Source organism: Longimicrobium sp., from assembly GCF_036399935.1.
Classification (GTDB): domain Bacteria; phylum Gemmatimonadota; class Gemmatimonadetes; order Longimicrobiales; family Longimicrobiaceae; genus Longimicrobium.
Genome location: NZ_DASWMD010000007.1, coordinates 135,312 through 156,598 on the forward strand (window position 1 = coordinate 135,312; position 21,287 = coordinate 156,598).

General features: G+C 71.9%; 12 protein-coding genes and 1 riboswitch. Of the genes, 11 read left to right on the forward strand and 1 reads right to left on the reverse strand.

All coding sequences use genetic code 11. The features are described 5' to 3' along the window. Positions 1-40 precede the first annotated feature (40 nt). The 5 genes from VGB24_RS02820 to VGB24_RS02840 all read left to right on the forward strand — a co-directional run bounded on the left by VGB24_RS02820 (position 41) and on the right by VGB24_RS02840 (position 9,889). Complete coding sequence (locus tag VGB24_RS02820) at positions 41-2,041, forward strand: Ig-like domain-containing protein (RefSeq protein WP_331071436.1); 2,001 nt, start codon at positions 41-43, stop codon at positions 2,039-2,041. Further along, positions 2,038-3,192: a YncE family protein gene (locus VGB24_RS02825; protein ID WP_331071437.1), complete on the forward strand. Its 1,155-nt coding sequence runs from the start codon at positions 2,038-2,040 to the stop codon at positions 3,190-3,192. The genes VGB24_RS02820 and VGB24_RS02825 overlap by 4 nt, the downstream gene beginning before the upstream one ends. Positions 3,193-3,194: 2 nt before the next feature. After that, the gene (locus VGB24_RS02830; protein WP_331071438.1) at positions 3,195-6,815 is read left to right on the forward strand and encodes a carboxypeptidase regulatory-like domain-containing protein; all 3,621 of its coding nucleotides are present in this window, start codon (positions 3,195-3,197) and stop codon (positions 6,813-6,815) included. A gap of 177 nt (positions 6,816-6,992) precedes the next feature. Further along, positions 6,993-8,381 carry a pitrilysin family protein gene (locus tag VGB24_RS02835; RefSeq protein WP_331071439.1) on the forward strand — a complete coding sequence of 463 codons (1,389 nt, stop codon included), beginning with the start codon at positions 6,993-6,995 and terminating at the stop codon, positions 8,379-8,381. A gap of 17 nt (positions 8,382-8,398) precedes the next feature. Further along, a complete protein-coding gene (locus tag VGB24_RS02840; RefSeq protein WP_331071440.1) occupies positions 8,399-9,889 on the forward strand; it encodes a pitrilysin family protein in 1,491 nt (496 codons plus the stop codon). A 106-nt stretch (positions 9,890-9,995) separates the two neighbouring features. Here VGB24_RS02840 and VGB24_RS02845 read toward each other — a convergent pair whose 3' ends face one another. Continuing rightward, entirely contained in the window at positions 9,996-10,916 is a 921-nt protein-coding gene (locus VGB24_RS02845; RefSeq protein ID WP_331071441.1) for a hypothetical protein, read from the reverse strand. A 219-nt stretch (positions 10,917-11,135) separates the two neighbouring features. Between VGB24_RS02845 and VGB24_RS02850 the strand changes: the two genes are divergently transcribed. The 6 genes from VGB24_RS02850 (at position 11,136) to VGB24_RS02875 (ending at position 21,275) form a co-directional block, all read left to right on the forward strand. Continuing rightward, positions 11,136-12,461, forward strand: a complete 1,326-nt coding sequence (locus tag VGB24_RS02850; RefSeq protein WP_331071442.1) for an aminopeptidase P N-terminal domain-containing protein — start codon at positions 11,136-11,138, stop codon at positions 12,459-12,461. A gap of 46 nt (positions 12,462-12,507) precedes the next feature. Continuing rightward, the gene (locus VGB24_RS02855; protein ID WP_331071443.1) at positions 12,508-13,260 is read left to right on the forward strand and encodes a TMEM175 family protein; all 753 of its coding nucleotides are present in this window, start codon (positions 12,508-12,510) and stop codon (positions 13,258-13,260) included. 95 nt (positions 13,261-13,355) lie between these two features. Beyond that, complete coding sequence (locus tag VGB24_RS02860; RefSeq protein ID WP_331071444.1) at positions 13,356-13,910, forward strand: hypothetical protein; 555 nt, start codon at positions 13,356-13,358, stop codon at positions 13,908-13,910. Positions 13,911-14,594: 684 nt separating this feature from the next. Continuing rightward, a riboswitch (SAM riboswitch) is annotated at positions 14,595-14,673 on the forward strand. An 81-nt stretch (positions 14,674-14,754) separates the two neighbouring features. After that, on the forward strand, positions 14,755-18,216 hold the full coding sequence (metH, locus tag VGB24_RS02865) for a methionine synthase (protein WP_331071445.1): 3,462 nt from the start codon (positions 14,755-14,757) through the stop codon (positions 18,214-18,216). Positions 18,217-18,838: 622 nt separating this feature from the next. After that, on the forward strand, positions 18,839-19,360 hold the full coding sequence (locus tag VGB24_RS02870; RefSeq protein ID WP_331071446.1) for a hypothetical protein: 522 nt from the start codon (positions 18,839-18,841) through the stop codon (positions 19,358-19,360). Between the two features lie 25 nt (positions 19,361-19,385). After that, positions 19,386-21,275, forward strand: a complete 1,890-nt coding sequence (locus VGB24_RS02875; protein WP_331071447.1) for a bifunctional homocysteine S-methyltransferase/methylenetetrahydrofolate reductase — start codon at positions 19,386-19,388, stop codon at positions 21,273-21,275. The last annotated feature ends 12 nt before the right edge of the window (positions 21,276-21,287 follow it).

Consider the following 21,287-nt stretch of genomic DNA (forward strand, 5'->3'; position numbering starts at 1 on the left):
CCTTTCGCGTGTACCCGCCCCCCGCCGTGGAGACCCTTCCATGCTCCTGAAGATGTTCGTGCTGGCCGCCGCGTTCCAGCAGCAGCCGGCGGCGCCGCCCTCCCCCGTCGCGCAGATCCGCGTGACCCCCGCCGCCCCCGTGATCGCCGCGTACGACTCCCTGCAGCTCCGGGCCGAAGCGCTTGACGCGCAGGGCCGGCCGGTGCCGGGGGCGCGCATCGTCTTTCGCCCCGCCGGCGGCCGGTTCGAGGGCAAGGTAGACAGCACCGGGATGGTGCGCTCCGGCAGCACCGGGACGCTGCCGGTTTCGGTGGTGGCGCTGGTGCCGGGGAGCCGCCCCGCGCTGCACCGGGTGGAGGTGCGCATGGTCCCCGGCCCCGCGGCGCGCGTGGAAGTGACCCCGGGAACCGCGCGGCTGGTGGTGGGGCAGCGGCTGCGGCTGTCGGCCACCTCCTTCTCCGCGGCGGGCCACACCCGCGAGGACGCTTTCAACTGGTCCAGCTCCCTCGCCCGTGTGGCGCGGGTGAACGAGGCCGGCGTCGTGCAGGCCGTGGCGCCCGGGCGCGCACGCGTTTCTGCGGCCGTGGGCGGGGTATCCGGGGCGGTGGAGGTGGAGGTGGTGCCCGACAACGTGGCGCGGCTGGAGATCACCCCCGCCACGCACGGGGCGCGCACCGGCGACGTGGTGCGCTTCCGGGTGACGCCGCGCGACGCGCAGGGGCGGGAGATTCCCGGGCTGACCCCGACGTTCAGCTTCTCCCCGGGGGAGGGCGTGATCGGCGCGGACGGCGCCTTCGTGGGCTACGAGGCCCGCGCGTACACGGTGACGGCGCTGCTGGGCCGGCACTCGGCGGACGCCACGGTCACGCTGCGGCACCGCGACGTGCGCCGCCCCGCCACGGTGGTGGGGCGCCTGCCCCGCACCCGCTTCAGCACCGAGGAGGTGTGGCTGCACCCCAACGGCCGCAACGCCTACCTGGGCTCCGGGGCCGGGGGAGACGTGCTGTACGTGCTGGACGTGAGCAATCCCGCGCAGCCCGTGGTCACCGACTCGATAGTGTCGAACACCCGCCGCGTGAACGACGTGATGACCACGCCGGACGGGCGCTACATGGTCCACACGCGCGAAGGCTCGTCGGACCGCCGCGACGGGATCGTGATCGCGTCGCTGGAGGACCCTGCCCATCCGCGGGTGATCTCGGAGTTCAAGGAAGGGGTTAGCGCGGGGGTGCACTCCGCCTTCATCTACCAGGACCCGCGCCACGGGACGCACGTCTATCTCACCAACAACGGCACGGGCGCGCTGCACGTGCTGAACCTGGACGACCCGGCGAACCCGCGCGAGGTGGCGCGGTGGAGCACGCCGCGTCCGGACGCGGGGCGCAGCCTGCACGACGTGGACGTGCAGAACGGGCTGGCCTACCTGAGCTACTGGAACGACGGGCTGGTGATCCTGGACGTGGGGAACGGCGTCCGCGGCGGCACGCCGGCCAGCCCGCAGCTGGTGTCGCAGTACCGGTACGACCTGAACGACCTGTACCGGCAGGTGGAGGCCGTCGGCGGGCCCGGGTTCATCCGCGGCACGCACACGGCCTGGCGTCACCGCGACTACGTGTTCATCGCCGACGAGGTGTTCGCCTCCACGCCGCCCCGCGGCGCGCGCGACGCGTCGGCCGACCGCGCCTATGGGCGGATGCAGGTCATCGACGTGTCGGACATCACCCGCCCGCGCTCCGTGGCCTGGTACGAGCCCGAGTACGGCGGCGTGCACAACGTGTGGGTGGATGGCGAGACGCTGTACATGGGCGCCTACAACGGCGGCTTCCGCGCCTTCGACGTGAGCGGCGAGCTGCGCGGCGACCTGCGGGCGCAGGAACGCGAGATCGCGCACGTGCACACCGCCGACATGCAGGGCCACGTGCAGAACCACGCCATGACCTGGGGCGTGGTGGTACGCGACGGCCTGGCGTACGTGAACGACAACAACAACGGGCTGTGGATCATCCGCATCGAGACGGCTCCCGAGAGCGGGGTACGGTGACGCGCCGCACGGCGCTGGCGGCGGCGCTCGCGGCGGCCGTCTGCGCCCCCTGTGCCCTGGCCGCCCAGCCGGGGCCGGAGCGCACCTACTACGTGTGGGTGGCGGCCGAGGCGGTCGACCGGCTGTCGCTGGTGCGCTTCGGCCCCGGTGGCGCCCGCGTGGAGCGGGAGGTGGGCATCGGCAGGAACATCATGGACCCCGAGGGGCCGCACGGGGTGGACGTTTCGCCCGACGGGCGGCGGCTGTACGTCTCCACCGGCCATGGAACGCCCTTCGGCGACCTGTGGGCCTTCAATGCCGCGGGCGACAGCGTGCTGGGATCGGTGACGCTCGGGGACTTTCCCGCCACCCTGCAGGTGAGCCCCGATGGCGCGTACGCCTACGTGGTGAACTTCAACCTGCACGGCGAGCACGTTCCCTCCTCGCTGAGCGTGGTGAGCACGGACCCGCTGGTGGAGGTGGCGCGCATCCCCACCTGCACCATGCCGCACGGCAGCCGCCTGAGCGCGGACGGCACGCGCCACTACTCCGCATGCATGGTGGACGACCTGCTGGTGGAGGTGGATACCCGCGCGCTCGGCGTCGCGCGCCACTTCCGGCTGACCCGCGGCGCGGAGGGGGGGATGCAGGGCCCCGTCCCGCCGAAAGCGCCGGGGGGGCCCCCCGCGGACCACGGGGGGCACGGGATGGCGACGCCGGCCCCGGGAGGGTCCGCCTGCTCGCCTACGTGGGCGCAGCCGTCGCCCGACGGAGCGCGGGTGTGGGTGGCCTGCAACCGCAGCAGCGAGATCGTGGAGGTGGACGTCGCCTCCTGGCGCATGGTCCGGCGCATCCCCGCAGGCGACGGCATCTACAACCTCGCCGTCACCTCGGACGGGGCCCTGCTGGTGGCCACGAACAAGCGCGGGCAGAGCGTGTCGGTCTTCGACACCCGGACGGGGCGCGAGCTGGCCCGCATTCCCACCCTGCGGCGGGTGGTGCACGGCGCGGCCATCTCGCCGGACGACCGCTATGCGTTCATTTCCGTGGAGGGGGTGGGATCGGAGCCGGGGACGGTGGAGGTGATCGACCTCCGCGCCAGGCGGCGGGTCGCGGCCGTGGACGTGGGCCAGATGGCCGGCGGGATCGACGTGTGGAAGATGGAGCCGTAAGCGTGTCCATCGATGCCGCGAACCCCAACTTCATGATTCCGCGAATCCGGCGGACGCTGGCCGCCCTGCTGGCGCTGGCCGGGCTGTCCGCGGCCCCCCCGGCCGTGGCGCAGGAACCCGTCGTGATCCGGGGCACCGTCGCCGATTCCACCGGCACCCCGGTGCAGTCGGTGACGGTGCGGATCACGCGGCATCCGCAGAACGATGCGGCGGCGACGCAGACCGGTTCCGCGGGCACCTTCACGCTGACCTTTCCACCCGGCGCCACCGAGTACTACGTGCTGGTCTCGGGACCGGGATGGAAGCCGTTCCGCACGCGCATCGCCCCCGATCCCCCGAATCCCGCGTGGTCCCGGCTGTCCGTTCGCCTCCTCGCGGCCGACCCCGTGGTGCTGGCCCCGGTGACGGTGCGCGCCGTCCGCGCGCCCCCCGGCCGCGACATGGCGATGGGCCCCGGCGTCGGGGCGGCGGAAGCGCCGGTGGAAGGGGTGGCCGCCTCGCTCGCTCCCACCGAAGCGGGAGAGTTGGCCGCGATGGCCGCCACGGTTCCCGGGGTGGTGCGCACGGGGGAGGGGTTTTCGGTCCTGGGGCTGGACCCTTCCCAGAACCGCGCCACGCTGAACGGGATGGAGTTCGCCGGGAGCTCGCTGCCGCGCGACCTCGCGGCGCGGACACGCGTCGCCACCTCCGCGTACGATCCCGCGCGCGGCGGGTTCAGCGGCGCCGAAGTGGCGGTCGAGGTGGCGCCAGGGAGCGCGTACACCCTGGGGAACGCCTCGCTTTCGACTGGCGGCTCGCCCTTTTCATCGGGGGGAGACGCGACCCAGCCGAACGATTTTCGCGCCGGCGTCGGGCGCAATGGCGAGCTCTCTCCGGAGCGCCTGTACTACAGCGCCGGCGCGCAGGTGAACCGGCAGTCGCGGGATGCGATTTCGATCGAGAGCGCAAGCGCCGAGGCGCTCGCCGGTGCGGGGGTGAGCCCCGCCGCCGCGGCGCAGCTCGAGCAGGTGTTGTCGTCGCTCGGCATCTCTCCCGGCGCGGCCGGCGGCACCGCCACGACGGACGAGCTGGCGCTGATGGCGCGCGTGGACCACACCCCGTTGGGGCCGCGCTCGTGGGGTGCCACCGCCTACGCCAACGCGGGCCGGAGCGATGCCGTGCCCGGGTTGACCTCCACCGCCGCGTCGGGGGTGCGCCGCCGGTGGGCGACCCTCGCGCTGCAGGGGGAGCACTCGCGGCTGATCGGCCGTTTTCACCGCAACGACACCCGCACCTCGCTGAGCGTGTCCACCCGCGCCGTGGAGCCGCTCTTCGCGCTCCCCGGGGGCCGGGTGGAGGTGGAGGGGGACGTTCCGGGAAGCGTGGCCTCGCTCGGCTTCGGCGGCGGCTCCGCCGACGCACGGGGCCGCAGGTGGAGCTGGCAGGCGACCAACGAGACCCGCTGGAACGATTCCGAGAACCGGCACCAGCGCAAGGTATACCTGGAGTCGCTGCTGGAGGGGTTCGACGACGCCGACGCAACGGGCACGCGCGGCTTTTTCACCTTCCGTTCGCTGGACGACCTGGCCGCGGGCCGGGGCGCCACGTATTCGCGCCGGCTGGGGAGCACCCGCGCCGAGGGCGTGCAGTGGAACGGAGCCCTCGCGCTGGGCGACAGCTGGCGCGTGTCTCCGCGGCTTCGGGTGATGGGCGGTGTGCGCCTGGACGCGAACCGCTTTCTCACCGCGCCGGCGGAGAATCCCGGGGTGCAGGAGGCGTTCGGTGTGCGCACCGGCTACGTCCCCAGCGGGTGGGGCCTGAGCCCGCGCCTGGGGTTCAACTGGTCGCCGCGACGCAGGCTCCCCACGCCGGGCATTCGCTTCTCCCCCCTTGGCTCCCGCGGTGAAACCCCGGTTGGGCTGGTGCGTGGGGGTGTGGGCGTGTTCCGGGGGCGCCACGCGGTGGAGGCGCTGTCCGGACCCCTGCTGGCGACGGGCCTTTCCGGCGAGGCGGACGAGATCCGCTGCTTGGGTCCGGCCGTTCCCGCCGCTGACTGGACCGGGGCCGGGGCGTCGCTCCCGGCGCGTTGCGCGGATGGCGGCGGGGCGTTCGCCGATTCGACACCCCGGGTGGAGCTCTTCGCGCCGGGTTTCAGCCCGCCGCGGAGCGTGCGGGGGAACCTCGCCTGGAGTTCGCGGGTGGGGTGGCTGGGGTACACGGTCGAGGCGCTCTACTCGCTGAACCTGGACCAGCCGGGGACGGTGGATCTCAACTTCGCGGGAGCGCCGCGCTTCGTGCTCTCCTCCGAGGCGGGGCGCCCGGTGTACGTGGCCCCGTCGGGGATCGATCCGGCCACGGGTTTTGCCGCGCCGGGTGAGGCGCGCCGGGATCCGGCCTACGGATCGGTGCGTGCCCGGCGGTCGGACCTGCGTTCCGAGAGCCGACAGCTCACCGTGTCGCTGGCTCCCGAGCTTCCGGACCGCTACTGGCTGGGACTGGGCTACACGCTTGCCGGCTCCCATGCGCAGTTCCGCGGCTTCGACGGGGCCGCGCTCGGCGATCCCTCGGCGGCCGAGTGGGCACCGGGGCGGTTCGATGCGCGCCACCAGCTCCAGCTCCAGGCGGGGTGGAGGCGATCGCATCTTAGCGTGGGATTGTACGCCCGCTTCACCTCCGGCCTTCCGTACACGCCGGTCGTGGCTGGGGACGTGAACGGCGATGGCAGGGCGGGCGACCGGGCCTTCGTCTTCGACCCGGCCGTAGCTCCCGCGGGTGTCGCGGAGGGGATACGCGCGCTCCTCGCGTCGGCCCCGGGCGGGGCGCGCGACTGCCTGCGCGGACAGCTGGGCCGCGCCGCGGGGCGGGGCAGCTGCCGCGGACCGTGGACCCAGCACTCCAACCTCCGCTTCTCCTACGGGAGCCCGAACATGCGCGGTGCGCGGCTGCGCGACCGGACCTCGCTCCAGGTGGCGGTCGAGAACCCGCTGGGCGGTGTGGACCGGCTCGTCCACGGGCGCGCGGGCATTCGCGGCTGGGGGGCGGCGGCCTCGCCGGACCCCGTGCTGCTGCGCGTGACGGGCTTCGACGCGGCGGCCCAGGCGTTCCGCTACAGCGTCAACCCGCGGTTCGGAAGCACCCGTGCGCACGCCGCCGCGCCCGTTCGCGTCACCGTGCAGCTCAGCCTGGCGATGGGTGCGCCGGTGGAGCGGCAGCAGCTCCAGCTTCATCTTCGCCCCGGGCGTGGCGCGGCAGGTGCGCGGATCACCGCGGAGACCCTGCAGCGGCGGTACGCCCGCAACGTCCCCGACGTGTACGACCGCATCCTGGCGATGTCGGATTCGCTGGTGCTTTCCGGCGAGCAGCTGCAGGCGCTCCGGGCGGCCCAGGCGCCCTACCGCGCCCGGGTGGACTCGGTGTGGGCGGGCCTGGCGGCGTACCTCGCCGCCCTCCCCGAGAAGTACGACGTGGCCGAAGCCGTGCGGCGGCAGGAAGAGGCCACGGACCGCGCGTGGGACCTCAACCGCGGCCAGGGCCCCGCCATCCGCGCCATCCTTTCGCCCTTCCAGATCCAGATGGCCGACTGGATCGTCATCGACGCGCTCGGCGGCGTTCGGCCGGGCAAGCCGCGGCTCTTGTGGCAGTGACCGCCGCCGCGGGCCGCGGGGAGGACGAAAAGCGGGGACGCCCTCGGCCGGAGGGCGTCCCGTTTCCGTTCCGATCGACTGGCCCGAATCGCGCGGGACCAACGTTTGCGGCAAGGAGCGGGTCGGTCTTGTAATCGGACTGGTTCCGCGAGGTACACCCTGAACCCATCACTGCCCATGCAGCGAACAATCCTGTTGTCCACCGCCGCCGCGGCGCTCGCGCTGGGGGTGGCGGCCCCCGCCGCGGCGCAGAACGCCACGGCACCCCGCACCGTCACCATCACCAACCCGGTGCCGCTGACGGTGGAAACGTACCGCCTGGCCAACGGGCTGAACGTGGTCCTGTCGCGCGACACCTCCGTGCCCGTCGTGGCGGTGAACGTGTGGTACCACGTGGGCTCCGGCAACGAGGTGGCCGGGCGCACCGGGTTCGCCCACCTGTTCGAGCACATGATGTTCCAGGGGTCGGCCAACGTGGGCGACGACCAGCACTTCCGGCTGATCTCCGAGGCCGGCGGCACCCTGAACGGCACCACCAACTCCGACCGCACCAACTACTTCGAGGCGGTGCCCAGCAACTTCCTGGAGCGGGTGCTGTGGCAGGAGGCCGACCGCATGGGCTTTCTGCTGAACGCCATGACGCAGGAAAAGCTCGACAACCAGCGGAGCGTGGTGCAGAACGAGCGGCGGCAGAACTACGACAACGCGCCGTACGGCCTGGCCACCGAAACCATCTCGCGGCTGCTGTTCCCGGCCGGCCACCCGTACTCGTGGACCACCATCGGCTCGCTGACGGACCTGAACGCCGCGTCCATGGAAGACGTGTCGGGGTTCTTCCGCCAGTACTACGCGCCCAACAACGCCTCGCTGGCGGTGGTGGGCGACTTCGACCCGGCGCAGGCCCGGCGATGGATCGAGCGCTACTTCGGCTCCATCCCGTCCGGCCCGCCCATCACGCGGCCCACCCCGCAGCCGGTGCGCCTGGCCTCCGAGGTGCGCCACGTGCTGGAAGACCGCGTGCAGCTTCCGCGGCTGTACGTGGTCTGGCCCTCCCCGGCGCAGTTCCAGCCGGGTGACGCCGACCTGAACGTGCTGGGCTACATCCTGGCCGGCGACCGCAGCTCGCGTCTTCACCAGCGGCTGGTGCTTCGCGACCAGCTGGCCCAGTTCGTCGGCGCCAACCAGGGCGGCCGCTCGCTCGCCGGCCAGTTCGGCATCACGGTGCAGGCGCGCCCGGGGGTAGACCTGGACCGCGTGCTCGCCATCGTCGACGAAGAGGTGGCGCGCCTGCGCGCCGAGGGGCCCACGCAGCGCGAGGTGGAGCGCGCGCGCAACAACCTCGAGGTGTCGTTCGTCCAGCGGATGCAGACCACGCTCGGGCGCGCCGACGCGCTGAACAGCTACGCCACGTTCAACGGCGACCCGGCATTCATCCAGCAGGACTACGCCCGCTACGCCTCCGTCACCACCGGCACCGTGAAGCAGTCGCTCGACTGGCTGGGCGCGGGCCGCATTGTCCTCAGCGTCGTGCCGCAGGGGCAGACGCAGCTCCAGGCTTCCCGATGAACGCGAGGGCGATTTCCATGACCAAGGCACATCTTCTCGCGGCGGCCGCACTGGCCGCGGGAACCCTGGCGGGCTGCGCGCCCGCCGCACAGCCGGCGACGCAGCCGTCCGGGCAGCCGCTGGACCGGGCCACCATGCCCACGGCGGCCGCCGATCCGTCGTACGACTTTCCCAACGTGGAGCGCCGCACGCTTTCCAACGGGCTGCGCGTGTGGCTCGTGCAGCGCCCGGGCGCTCCGCTGGTGACGGTGCAGATGATCGCCGACGCCGGCGCCGTCGCCGACCCGGCCACCATGCCCGGCATCGCCTCGCTGACCGCGTCGATGCTCAACGAGGGCACCGCCACCCGCACGGCCGATCAGATCGCGGACGAGCTGGGCTTTCTGGCCGCGTCGATGAATGCCGGGGCGGGGCTGGAAGCGGCGTCGGCGAACCTGTCGGTGCTGGCCCGCAACTTCGACCCGGCGCTGGACGTGTTCGCCGACGTGGTGGCCAACGCCTCGTTCCCCGAGAGCGCCTGGCCCCGCATACAGTCGCTGCGCCTGGCCGCGCTCCTTCAGCAGCAGGACCAGCCCGCGGTGCTGGCGAACGACCAGTTCCAGCGCATCGTCTACGGACAGGGGCACCCGTTGGGCCGTCCGGTCAGCGGCACGCCGGCCGCGGTGCGCGCCGCCACCCCGGCGGCGCTGCGTGAATTCCACCGCCGCTACTACCGCCCCGACAACGCGCACCTGATCGTGGTGGGCCCGCTGGCGGCGGCAACCGTGCTGCCCAAGCTGGAGCGTGCGTTCGGCAGCTGGCAGCGGGGCGGGCCCGGGGCCTGGACCCCGCCGTCGGACCCGGCGCCGCTGCAGGCCACGCGCATCTACCTGGTCGACAAGCCGGGCGCCGCGCAGTCGGAAATCCGCATCGGCCACGTGGGCGTGCCCCGCGTGCACCGCGACTACTTTCCGCTCCTGGTGATGAACACCATCCTGGGCGGGCAGTTTTCCAGCCGCATCAACCTGAACCTGCGCGAGGCCAAGGGCTACTCGTACGGCGCGCGCAGCGGGTTCCAGATGGGCCGCATGGCCGGGCCCTTCGTGGCGAGCGGCGGCGTGGAGACGCGGGTGACCCGCGAGTCGGTGGTGGAGTTCATGCGCGAGCTGGAGGACATCCGCGGCGCGCGGCCGGTCACGCAGGAGGAGCTGGACCTTGCCCGCGTTTCCATCATCCGGCGCGAGCCGCTGACCATGGAAACCAACGGCCAGATCGCCGGCCGCATCCAGGACATGATCCTGTACGACCTGCCGGAAGACTACTTCGACAGCTACAACCGGCGGGTGGCCGCGGTGACGGCCGAGGACGTGAACCGCGTCGCCCGCGAGTACCTGCAGCCGGGGCGCTTCGCGATCGTGGTCGTGGGCGACCGTTCGGTGGTCGAGGCGCCGCTCCGCCAGCTGCCGTACCCGGTGGAGGTGGTGGCGGCGGAAAGCCAGGCGCCGGCCGCCCCCAGCGGCGGGCGCTGACCGGGCCCCCGGCGCCGCCCGCGCGGGGCGGTTCCGGGTGATGTGAAGGGGGGAGGAGCACGCACCGTGCTCCTCCCCCCTTCGCTTCTACGGCCCGCTCTTCGTTCTACCCGTCGACGGCCACGGCCGGCGGGTACCACGTGGGCCAGACGGGCACCGGGTTGCGGATGAACTCCAGCGTGCGCTGGCGCCAGCGGTCCGTGGCGCCCGGGGCCTGCCACTCGCCCTCCGGCCGGCCGGTCGCCAGGGTCACGTGCATCACCCGCGGCAGCAGGCGCAGCACCGCCAGGTCCATCCCCGTGGCCGCGTCGAGGTCGGGGAGAAAGACGTGGCCGGGGTCGTTGCTGTCGGCCCCGTACCCCAGCAGGCCGATGGCCGCTGCCACCTCGTGAAAGCGCGCCAGCTGGCCGGGCGCCACGTCGTAGTCCGCCGCGCGCGCCGCGGGGCGCCCCAGCCGGTCCACCCGGCAGTGCCACGAGGTGAGCGTGGTGGTGGCGAAGGGGCCCGGCCGCGAGCGCCCCTGCTGGAACACCCACGCCTGCCGTTCGGCGCTGCGGTACGTCTCGCGGCGGCGCGCGCGAATCCCTCGGCTGGCCAGGTCGCGCTCGAAGCGGCGGATCATGGACATGAACACCGGGTCCAACTGCAGCAGGTTGTTGTGCACCCGCCGCACCTCCGGCCCAAAGCGCGTCCGCAGCACGCGCCACTCCCACTCCTCGAAGCTTTCCCCCGGCTCGGGGTGCGGCATCCCCGGCACGCCGACGATGTGCGTGCCCGGAAGCGGGGTCGCGGGGCGGTAGACGGGCACGTCCAGGTACGAGAGCAGCCCGAACCTGCCCGGTCCCTGCGCCCCGTACCGGCAGCGCATCTCCAGCGGCGACGGATCGCGGCGGAGCGATTCCAGCGGCGGAATGCCGCAGTCGGCCCAGGTGGTGGGCGGACGCAGCCCCGCGGGCGATTGCGCGCCCGCCGCGCCCGACAGGAGCGCGGCGGTGAGGGCGAGAAGGGCCGGTTTGCGAACGGGCATGGATTGCGGGCGGCGGTGCGATCGGATCGACGTCCACGAAAGCTCTGCGCGGAGTCGCCCGCGCGCAACTCCCGCCCGCAACGCAACGCGGTCCGGGCGCAGTGTGCGCGTGGGATGGTGGCCAGCCACGGCAGGCGCCTCTGCCTAGGTTGCGGGCACCCCGCGCCCGGCCTATGCTGTGCCCGCCGAGCGCCGCGCCACGTCGACCCGACCCTACGGATGTCCGACATCACCGCCGACACGTATCGCCTCCGCCGCGAGCGGTTCCTGGCCGCCATCGGCGACGGGGTGGCGGTGCTGCCCGCCGGCCCCGAGCTGCTGAAGTCGCGCGACACCGAGATCCCGTACCGCCAGGGGAGCGACTTCCACTACCTGACCGGCTTTCCGGAGCCCGGCGCCATCGCCGTCCTCACGCCGCACGACCCCGAGCACCGGCTGACGCTCTTCGTCCGCCCGCGCGATCCCGAGCGCGAAGTGTGGAACGGCGCCCGCGCCGGCGTGGAGGGCGCGCGCGAACGCTTCGGGGCAGACGCCGCGTATCCCATCGAGCAGCTGGACGAGCACCTGGGCAAGCTGCTGGAGCCCGCCGACGCCGTGTGGATCTCGCTCACCGGCACCGCAGGCGACCTGGAGATGCGCGTGCTGCGGCTGGTCGCCGGCTTCCGGAGCACGCGCCCGCGCGCCGGCAAGGGCCCGGTGGACGTCCGCGACCCCGGGTCGGTGCTCGACGCCATGCGCCTGGTGAAGGAGCCCGAGGAGATCGCGCTCATCCGCACGGCGGCAGAGCTGGCTGCGCGCGGGCACCTGGCCGTCATGCGGGCGGGGCGTGCCGGCGTGGGCGAGTGGGAGCTGCAGGCCCTGCTGGACCACACGTACCGGAGCGCCGGGGCGGAGTGTGGGACGGCCTTTCCCGCCATCGTCGGCTCGGGTGCGAACGCGACGACGCTGCACTACCACGCCAACTCGCGCTGCATCGAGGAAGGCGACCTCGTGCTGGTGGATTCCGGCGCGGAAGTGGGGATGTACTGCTCCGACATTACCCGCACCTTTCCCGCGTCCGGCCGCTTTTCCGCCCCGCAGCGGCGGGTGTACGACGTCGTCCGGGCGTCGGTGGATGCGGCCATCGGCGCCATCCGCCCCGGCGCTCCCTTCAGTGGCGTGCACGAGGCTGCGCGGCGCGTTCTGGTGCAGGGGATGGTGGACCTGGGGCTGCTGACGGGAGAGGTGGACGCGCTGATCGAGTCGGAGGCGTTCAAGCGCTTCTTCATGCACCAGACGTCGCACTGGCTGGGGATGGACGTGCACGACGTGGGCATGTACCGCGACCGCACCGGCGAGTCCGTCGCCCTTCAGCCCGGGATGGTGCTGACCGTGGAGCCAGGCCTCTACATCCCCGCCGACGCGGACGACGTTCCGGCCGAGCTGCGCGGCATCGGCATCCGCCTGGAAGACGACGTCCTGGTGACCGTCGATGGAAACGAGATCCTCACCCGCGGCGTCCCCCTCGACGCCGACGAGGTGGAGCGCATCTGCCTGGGCGAGTGACCGCCTGCTCAACCCTCGATTCGCATCCTCAAACCTCTCCCTCCCCATGATCCGATCCCGCCTGATGGCCGCGCAGCAGACCGAAGCCCACGGATTTCGCCCGCGGGGAAGAGAAGTGTCGCGCCTGGAGGGGCTGAGTGACGCGGTGTTCGGCTTCGCGATCACCTTGCTGGTGGTGTCGCTGGAGGTGCCGCGGACGGCCACGCAGCTGTTCGAGGTGATGCGCGGGTTCGGCTCGTTCGCCGCGTGCTTCGCGCTGCTGTTCCTGGTGTGGTGGAACCAGTACCGCTTCTTTCGCCGCTACGGGCTGAACGACGGCGTGACGATGGTGCTGAACGCGGCGCTGCTGTTCGTCATCGTGTTCTTCGTGTATCCGCTGAAGTTCGTCTTCACCATCGTCATCGGGATGTTCACCGGCTCCGCGCCGTGGCGGGCGGTGTCGGCGGGTGGCGATCCCGTGCTCACGCACGACCAGTGGCCCATGCTGATGGTGGTGTTCAGCGGCGGTTACGTGGCGGTGTTCCTGATTTTCGCCCTGCTTCACCTTCACGCGTACCGGATGCGCGAGGCGCTGGAGCTGGACCCGCTGGAGCAGTTCGACACCGTCACCACTGCGCGCGAGAGCATGGTGAACGTGGGGATCGGCGTGTTGTCCATTCTGCTGGCGGTCTTCGGCGGCGGGCTGGGGCCGTTCCTGGGCGGGATGGTCTTCTGGCTCGTGGGCCCCGCGATGTGGCTCAACGGCACCTTGGCCGGCCGCGCGCGCAGGCGGCTGCAGGCGTCGCTCGCCGCGGGCTGAGAGCCGCCCAACGCTCCCGGGTGCGGCGTTGTACTCTGAGATGCGGGCATGGAACACATCCCCAAGACATCTCCCTCTCGCTGGAGTGGAAAACCATGAAGACGAAGTGGCTGCTGGCCCTGGCCCTGGCGATTGCGCCGGCCTCCCTTGCGGCGCAGGTGGTGGCGCCCCCGCAGACGCCCGAGGCGCGCGCCGAGCGGGAGCGCGCTGTTCACCGCGAGCACGCACGGGCGCGGCACGCGGAGGGACGCGCCCACCGCGAGCACGCGCTTCGCCAGCGGGAGCACGCCGGCCGGATGCGCGAGCACGCGGCGCGGCAGCGGGAGCACGCCGCCCGCATGCGCGAGCATGGGGTACGGACCCGTGCCCATGGAGCCGCGCGCGCGCAGGCTCTTCGCGCTCGGGAGCATGCGGCCCGGCGGGGTGAGCACACCGCCCGCGTCCGCGAGCACGCGGTGCGGCACCGCGAGCATGCCCGTGCCCACCGGGAGCGCGCAGTCCATCGCGACGCCGCCCGCGCACACAGGGAGCGCGCCGTGCGCCGGGCCCGCGACCGCCGCGAGGACGTACGCGACCGCGCGGAAGACCGCCGCGATCGCCGTGAAGACGTGCGCGACCGGCGCGAGGACCGCCGGGACCGGCGAAACTGACGCGAGTCGACGCGATATCGTCGCGGAAGGCGGGAATCGCCATCGTGCGGCGCTGGCGCGTCGCTTCCATCGTAGAAAAAACGCCCCGTCCGGCGCTGCCGGGCGGGGCGTAGTCTTTGGCGCGCGAGGCGCGCTCTTTCGTGAACGAGGGCGGCCTCCCAGACCCGCTCAGCGCGCGTCCAGTGTACCGCCGGTGCTCAGGGCCCCGGCTCTGCGGGCCGCAGACGTTGCAGCTGTCCGCGCAGGTCTGCCAGCAGGTGTCGCCGCCACAGGTGTTGTTGCTGCACCCCCCGCCGCAGGACCAGTCGCAGGTGGCCCAGGCGGTCGCGCCGCCGTTTCCCGGGCAGTCACAGGTTACCACGATGGACTGCGGTTCTTCCGGCTCGGTGCTTTCGTGCAGGCGCACGGTGCCGCCCCCCCGAACGGGCAGGGCGGTTTCGAAGGAGTCGACGCGCAGGGAATCCAGGTTCAGGCGTAGCTTTTTCATCTCGTTCTCTCGTGTGCTGGAGTGATCCGGTTGCCGCCGCGGGGTCAGGGCGGGCAGCGCTGCGGGCCGGTCGGAGGGTTTCCGTTTTCAGCCACCTTTCAGATGGAATATGGCGAAGCGCGCCGCGTGCGCAAGGCGCGCCGCGTGCCGCCCCTTGCGTGATGCGCCGCAACTGCTAGATTTGCCGCTGCACGTGAGATACGTGCCGTGGATGGATTTGCGCGACCGCTTGCGTACCACGTTAAAAAAACGCTAAAGAGTCGGGATGGATCGGAGGACACAGCCGGTCCGACGCGATTTCGCCCCGCACTCACCACGAGCCGCGGGGTTTTTTCTGTCATGCACGGAATTGGATCGATGGACAGCAGCCGCTCGCCCTACCTTGCCGCCCTCGACGAACGCGTCCTGGTGTTCGACGGTGCCATGGGCACCAGCATCCAGCGCTACGACCTGACGCCGGAGGACTTCGGCGGGCAGGCGCTGGAAGGGTGCAACGACTACCTGGTGATCACCCGCCCCGACGTGGTGGGCGAGATCCACGCGTCGTTCCTGGAGGCGGGAAGCGACGTGCTGGAGACGGACACCTTCCGCAGCAACCGGCTGACCCTGCGCGAGTACGGCCTGCACGACCAGGTGCGCGACATCAACGTGGCCGCGGCCGGGCTGGCGCGCTCCGTCGCCGACCGGTTCGCCGCGGAAACGGGGCGTCCCCGCTTCGTCGCCGGCTCCATCGGCCCGTCGGGGTTCCTGCCCTCCGCGAGTGACCCCACGCTGGGCAACATCACCTTCGCCGAGCTGGTGCCCGTCTTCCAGGAGCAGGCCGCCGCGCTCATCGAAGGCGGCGTGGACGTGCTGCTGATCGAAACGTCGCAGGACATTTTGGAGGTGAAGGCCGCCGTTTTCGGCTGCCGCGCCGCCATCGCCCAGGCCGGCCGCCCCGTCGCCCTGCAGGTGCAGGTGACGCTCGACACCTCCGGCCGCATGCTGCTGGGCACCGACATCGCCGCCGCCATGGTGACGCTGGAGTCGCTGCGGGCCGACGTCATCGGCCTCAACTGCTCGACCGGGCCCGAGCACATGCGGCAGGCCATCCGCTACCTGGGCGAGAACTCGCGGCTGCCCATCTCCTGCATCCCCAACGCCGGCATCCCGCACAACGAGGGCGGCTGCGCGGTGTATCCGCTGCAGGCGCAGCCCTTCGCCGAGCAGATGGCGGAGTTCATCGGCGAGCACGGGGTGCGCATCGTGGGCGGGTGTTGCGGGACCACGCCCGACCACATCCGCCAACTGGTGGAGCGCATCCGCGACGTGAAGCCCAAGCGCCACGAGGTGGAGTACGTGCCGCGGCTGTCGTCCGGCATCCGCGCGATGGACCTGGTGCAGGTGCCCGCGCCCACGATGATCGGCGAGCGGGTGAACTCGCAGGGGTCGCGCAAGGTCAAGCGGCTGCTGCTGAGCGACGACTACGACGGCATTTTGGACGTGGCGCGCGAGCAGACGGAGAACGGCGCGCACGTGCTGGACGTGTGCGTGGCGCTGACGGAGCGGCAGGACGAGGGCGACCAGATGCGGAGCATCGTCAAGCTGCTGTCGCAGGGGGTAGAGGCGCCGCTGTGCATCGACAGCACCGAGGCCGACGTCATCCGCACGGCGCTGGAGCAGTCGCCCGGCCGCGCCGTGGTCAACTCCATCAACCTGGAGAACGGGCGCGAGCGCATCGACGCCGTTCTTCCCCTGGTGGCGGCGCACGGCGCGGCGGTGATCGCGCTGACCATCGACCGCGACCTGGGCGGCATGGCCAAGACGGCCGAGCACAAGCTGCAGGCCGCGCGCAAGATGTACGACATCGCCACGGGCGAGTTCGGGCTGCCGGCCGACGCGCTGATCTTCGACGCGCTCACCTTCACCCTGGCGACGGGCGACGAGGAGTTCCGCCGGTCGGCGGTGGAAACCATCGAGGGGATCCGCGCCATCAAGCGCGAGCTTCCGGGGGTGCTGACCACGCTGGGCGTCTCCAACGTCAGCTTCGGGCTGGCGCCCCACGCGCGCGCGGTGCTGAACTCGGTGTTCCTTCACCACTGCGTGCTGGCGGGGCTCGACACGGCCATCATCAACCCGGCGCACGTAAAGCCGTACTTCGAGATCGATCCGGAAGAGCGCCAGCTGGCCGACGACCTGATCTTCGACCGGCGCGCCGAGGGCAAGGACCCGCTGGCCGACTTCATCAACTTCTACGAGGGGAAGTCAGGCGAGACGGAAGCCGTGGGCGACCCCACGCTGGAGATGACGCCGGAAGAGGCGCTGCACTGGAAGATCCTGCACCGCAAGAAGGAAGGCGTCGAGGACTGGATCGACCGCGCGGTCGAGAAGCTGGGCGCCGTTCCCGTGCTGAACGACGTGCTCCTCCCCGCGATGAAGGAAGTGGGCGACAAGTTCGGCGCCGGCGAGCTGATCCTGCCCTTCGTGCTGCAGAGCGCCGAAGTGATGAAGAAGGCCGTGGCGCGGCTGGAGAACTACCTGGAAAAGGCCGAGGGGCAGACCAAGGGCAAGGTGGTGCTGGCGACGGTGTACGGCGACGTGCACGACATCGGCAAGTCGCTGGTGAACACCATTCTGACGAACAACGGCTACACGGTGTTCGACCTGGGCAAGCAGGTGCCGGTGAACACCATCATCGAAAAGGCGCAGGAGGTGGGCGCCGACGCCATCGGCCTCTCCGCGCTGCTGGTGTCTACCTCCAAGCAGATGCCGCTGGCCGCGCAGGAGCTGTCGAAGCGCGGCCTGAGCTACCCGCTGCTGGTGGGCGGCGCGGCCATCAACCCCAGCTTCGTGCGCAGCGCGTCGCTGATCGGCGAGCAGCCGTACGCGTCGGGGATGTTCTACTGCAAGGACGCCTTCGAGGGGCTGGCGACGATGGACCGCCTGATGGCGGAAGACGGGCGGGAGTTCGTCAGCGCGCACAACGAGGAGATGGTGCGGCGCCAGCGCGAGTACGAGGAGCGCAAGGCGTCGGCGAAGGACCAGCGCCCCGCCAGCCGCGAGAACGCGCTCCCGGCGGCCGACGTGCCGGCGCCGCCGTTCTGGGGATGGAAGGTGCTCGACAAGATCCCCGTGGACGACGTGGTGGAGTGCATCGACCGGAACACGCTGTACCGCATGCAGTGGGGCGCCCGCAACCTGAAGGGCGACGAGTGGGACCGCGTGGTGCGTGACGACTTCGAGCCGCGGCTGGCGCGCTACACCCGCGAGGCGCGCACGCAGGGGTGGCTGCGGCCGCGGGCCATCTACGGCTACTTCCCGGCGGGACGCGACGGCGACGACGTGGTGGTGTTCGACCCGTCGGACCGGACGAAGGAGATCGGGCGCTTCTCGTTCCCGCGGCAGGACGACCGCGAGCAGCTGTGCCTGGCCGACTACTTCCGCCCGCTGAACGGCGGGGGACCCCAGGACGTGCTGCCGCTGCAGGTGGTGACGAGCGGCGACAAGGCCGCCGAGTTCATCGAGCGCCGCACGCAGGGCGGGGACTACAGCGAGGGGTACTTCCTGCACGGCTTCAGCGTGCAGACGGCCGAGGGCACGGCCGAGTACGTGAACCGGCTGGTGCGGCGGGAGCTGGGGATGGAGGGGAACCGGGGGCTGCGCTACTCGTGGGGCTACCCCGCGTGCCCCGACGTGGAGCAGCACGAGGTGCTGTTCCGCGTGCTGCCGGTGAAGGAAAAGATCGGCGTGGGGCTGACGGCCGGCTTTCAGCTGGACCCCGAGCAGTCCACCGCCGCGCTGGTGGTGCACCACCCGGCGGCGAAGTACTTCAGCACCTGACTGAGGAAGACGCCACACCCTGTCATCCTGAGGCCCAGGCGCACCGTACTGGCCCGTACGGCGGACGTTGCGGGCCGAAGGATCTAGCGGCGGAAGGGAAATAAGCCTGGGCGCGGCAGCGGTCACCGTAGCCGAGGCCTCGGCTGCCGTGGGGCCCTCACCCCGCCGCGCTGATACGCGTGCGACCCTCTCCCACAAACAGCGTGGGAGAGGGGGTACACTTCGGGTCGGGGCGCGGGGGCGGGCATGGAGGCACGGCCCCGCCCCGGTCGCGGCGGTTGAAACCGCGTCTGGAACGTCACGAAGTCCGCCTGCGCGGACTGCACGCGCAGTCGAGTGCGCCAGGCCAGCCGAAACGCAGTTTCAGGTCTCCCCCTCCCCTGCGCAGCGGGGGAAGGGGGCCGGGGGGAGGGGGCTCCCGGGGCATGCGAGGCAGCCAGTCGAACCCCCATCGAAGTTCCCCTCTCTCCCGCGCAGTTTGCGGGGGAGAGGCCGGGAGAGGGGGGGCCGGGGGAGGGGCCGGGCCCGGCATGCGCCGGCATCACCGGTGCGAAGTGGCGCCTGATCCCCACGGGGGTCGCACTTTCACCAAACGGCAGGAAACCTGCAATCGCGCCGCCGGTTGCATCGGTTTCCCCATTCGGCCCGCGCGCGGGCCCAGCCGCAGGAGGCACTCATCGCCAACGATTACGTCACCCGGGTAGACGACGCGCTGCGCGTCAACAAGAACAAGTCGCGCATGGTGAGCGCCGGCATCATCGTCCTGGGCCTGCTGGTGGTGGGGGGCACGCTGCTGTTCTCCGGCTCGCGCAAGCGTGAGGGCGCGGCGGTGGACGTGATGGTGGGCGACGACACCACGGCCGTGGTCGGCCTGCTGGGCCAGCCTCCCCACCGCTGCGAGACGAGCTCGCTCTCGCACCTCGCCTCGCACTTCGTGGCCGGCACGCCGCGGCCGACGATCGACGAGACCATCAACACGCTGCGGCCACGCACGGTCGCCCGCTGGGTGTATCCCAAGGGCGCCGGGTGCGTGACGGACGGCGGCGACACCGAGATCGGGCTGGACAGGAACGGACAGGTGCTCTGGATCGTACCCGTCGCCGACAAGCAGCCCCTGCGATACGCGGGCGAAGCCCCCACCTGACGGGGGTTCACATACAGGAAGACCGATGCGCGATTTTCGCCGCCTGCTGGCCGATGGACGTCCCCACCTCTTCGACGGGGCCATGGGGACCATGCTGTACGCCAAGGGCGTCTACATCAACCGCTGCTACGACGAGCTTTCGCTCACCCAGCCAGACCTGGTGCGCGACATCCACCGCGCCTACGTAAAGGCCGGCGCGGAAATCCTCGAAACCAACTCCTACGGCGCCAACCGCCCCAAGCTGGCGCGCCACGGGCTGGACGACCGCGTCCGCGAAATGAACGTGGCCGCGGCGCAGATCGCCCGCTCGGCCGCGGGCGACCGCGTGTACGTGGCTGGCGCAATCGGGCCGCTGGGGCTGCGCATCGAACCGTACGGCCCCACCGCGCGCGAGGAGGCCCGCGGCTTCTTCCGCGAGCAGGCCGAGGCGCTGGTGGAAGGCGGCGTGGACCTGTTCGTCCTGGAAACCTTCGCCGATCTCGAGGAGATCCACCAGGCCATCCTGGGCGTCCGCGAGGCGTCGGAGCTGCCCATCGTGGCGCAGATGGTGATCCGCGAGGACGGCACGACGGCGTTCGGCAGCGACGTGGCGCTGCTGGCCGAGCGGCTGGGCGAGTGGGGCGCCGAGGTGGTGGGCCTCAACTGCTCGGTGGGCCCCAGCGCCATGCTCAGCGCGGCCGACCGGCTGATGGCCGCCACCTCGCGTCCCGTGGTCATGCAGCCCAACGCCGGCCTGCCGCGCCAGGTGGACGGGCGGACGATGTACATGGCCTCGCCCGAGTACATGGCCAGCTACGCCGCGCGGATGATCCGCAAGGGCGTGCGGCTGATCGGCGGGTGCTGCGGCACCACGCCCGAGCACGTGGCCGCCATGGCCGGCGCGGTGCGGATGCTGTCTCCCGCCGCCGAGCCGCGCGTGGTCGTCGCCGAGCCCGACGCGGAGGGCGCCGCCCCGCGCGATCCCGTGCCGCTCCCCGAGCGCTCCGCGTGGGGGCGCAAGCTGGCCGCGGGCGAGTTCCTGACCACGGTGGAGATCGTTCCGCCGCGCGGCTCCAACCCCGAGGCCATGCTCGACGGCGTGCGGCTGCTCAAGCAGGCGGGGGTGGACGGCGTGAACGTGCCCGACGGCCCGCGGGCGCAGTCGCGCATGGGCGCGCTGGCGACGGCCATCCTCATCCAGCAGCAGGTGGGGATCGAGGCGGTGGTGCACTACTGCTGCCGCGACCGCAACCTGCTGGGCATGCTCAGCGACCTGCTGGGCGCGCAGGCACTGGGGCTGCGCAACCTGCTGCTGATCACCGGCGATCCGCCCAAGATGGGGCCGTATCCCGACGCCACGGCCGTGTTCGACATCGACGCCATCGGGCTCACCAACCTGGTGTCGCGCCTGAACCGCGGGCTGGACCCCGGCGGCAACGCCCTGGGCGAGCCCACCAGCTTCGTCGTGGGCGTGGGCGTGAACCCGGGCGCCGAAGACTTCGAGCACGAGATGCGGCGCTTCTACTGGAAGGTGGAGGCCGGCGCCGAGTACGCCATCACCCAGCCCGTGTTCGACCTGCGGCAGCTGGAGGCGTTCGTGGAGCGCATCGGCAAGGACGGGCTGAAGATCCCGGTGATCGCGGGGGTTTGGCCCCTGGTTTCGGCCCGCAACGCCGAGTTCCTGGCCAACGAGGTGCCCGGCGTCGTCGTTTCCGACGAGGTGATGGCGCGCATGCGCCGCGCGAGCGCCGAGAGCAAGGAGCGCGGGGTGGAGGAGGGCACGCGGATCGCGCAGGAGATGCTGGCCGCCGCGTTCCCAATGATCCAGGGGGTGCAGGTGAGCGCGCCGTTCGGCAAGGTGCCGCTGGCGCTCCGCGTCTTCGACGCCATCCCCGGGTGGGCGGCCCACGAGGAAGCGGTCGCGGGCGCCGCGTGATGAAGGGCGGCG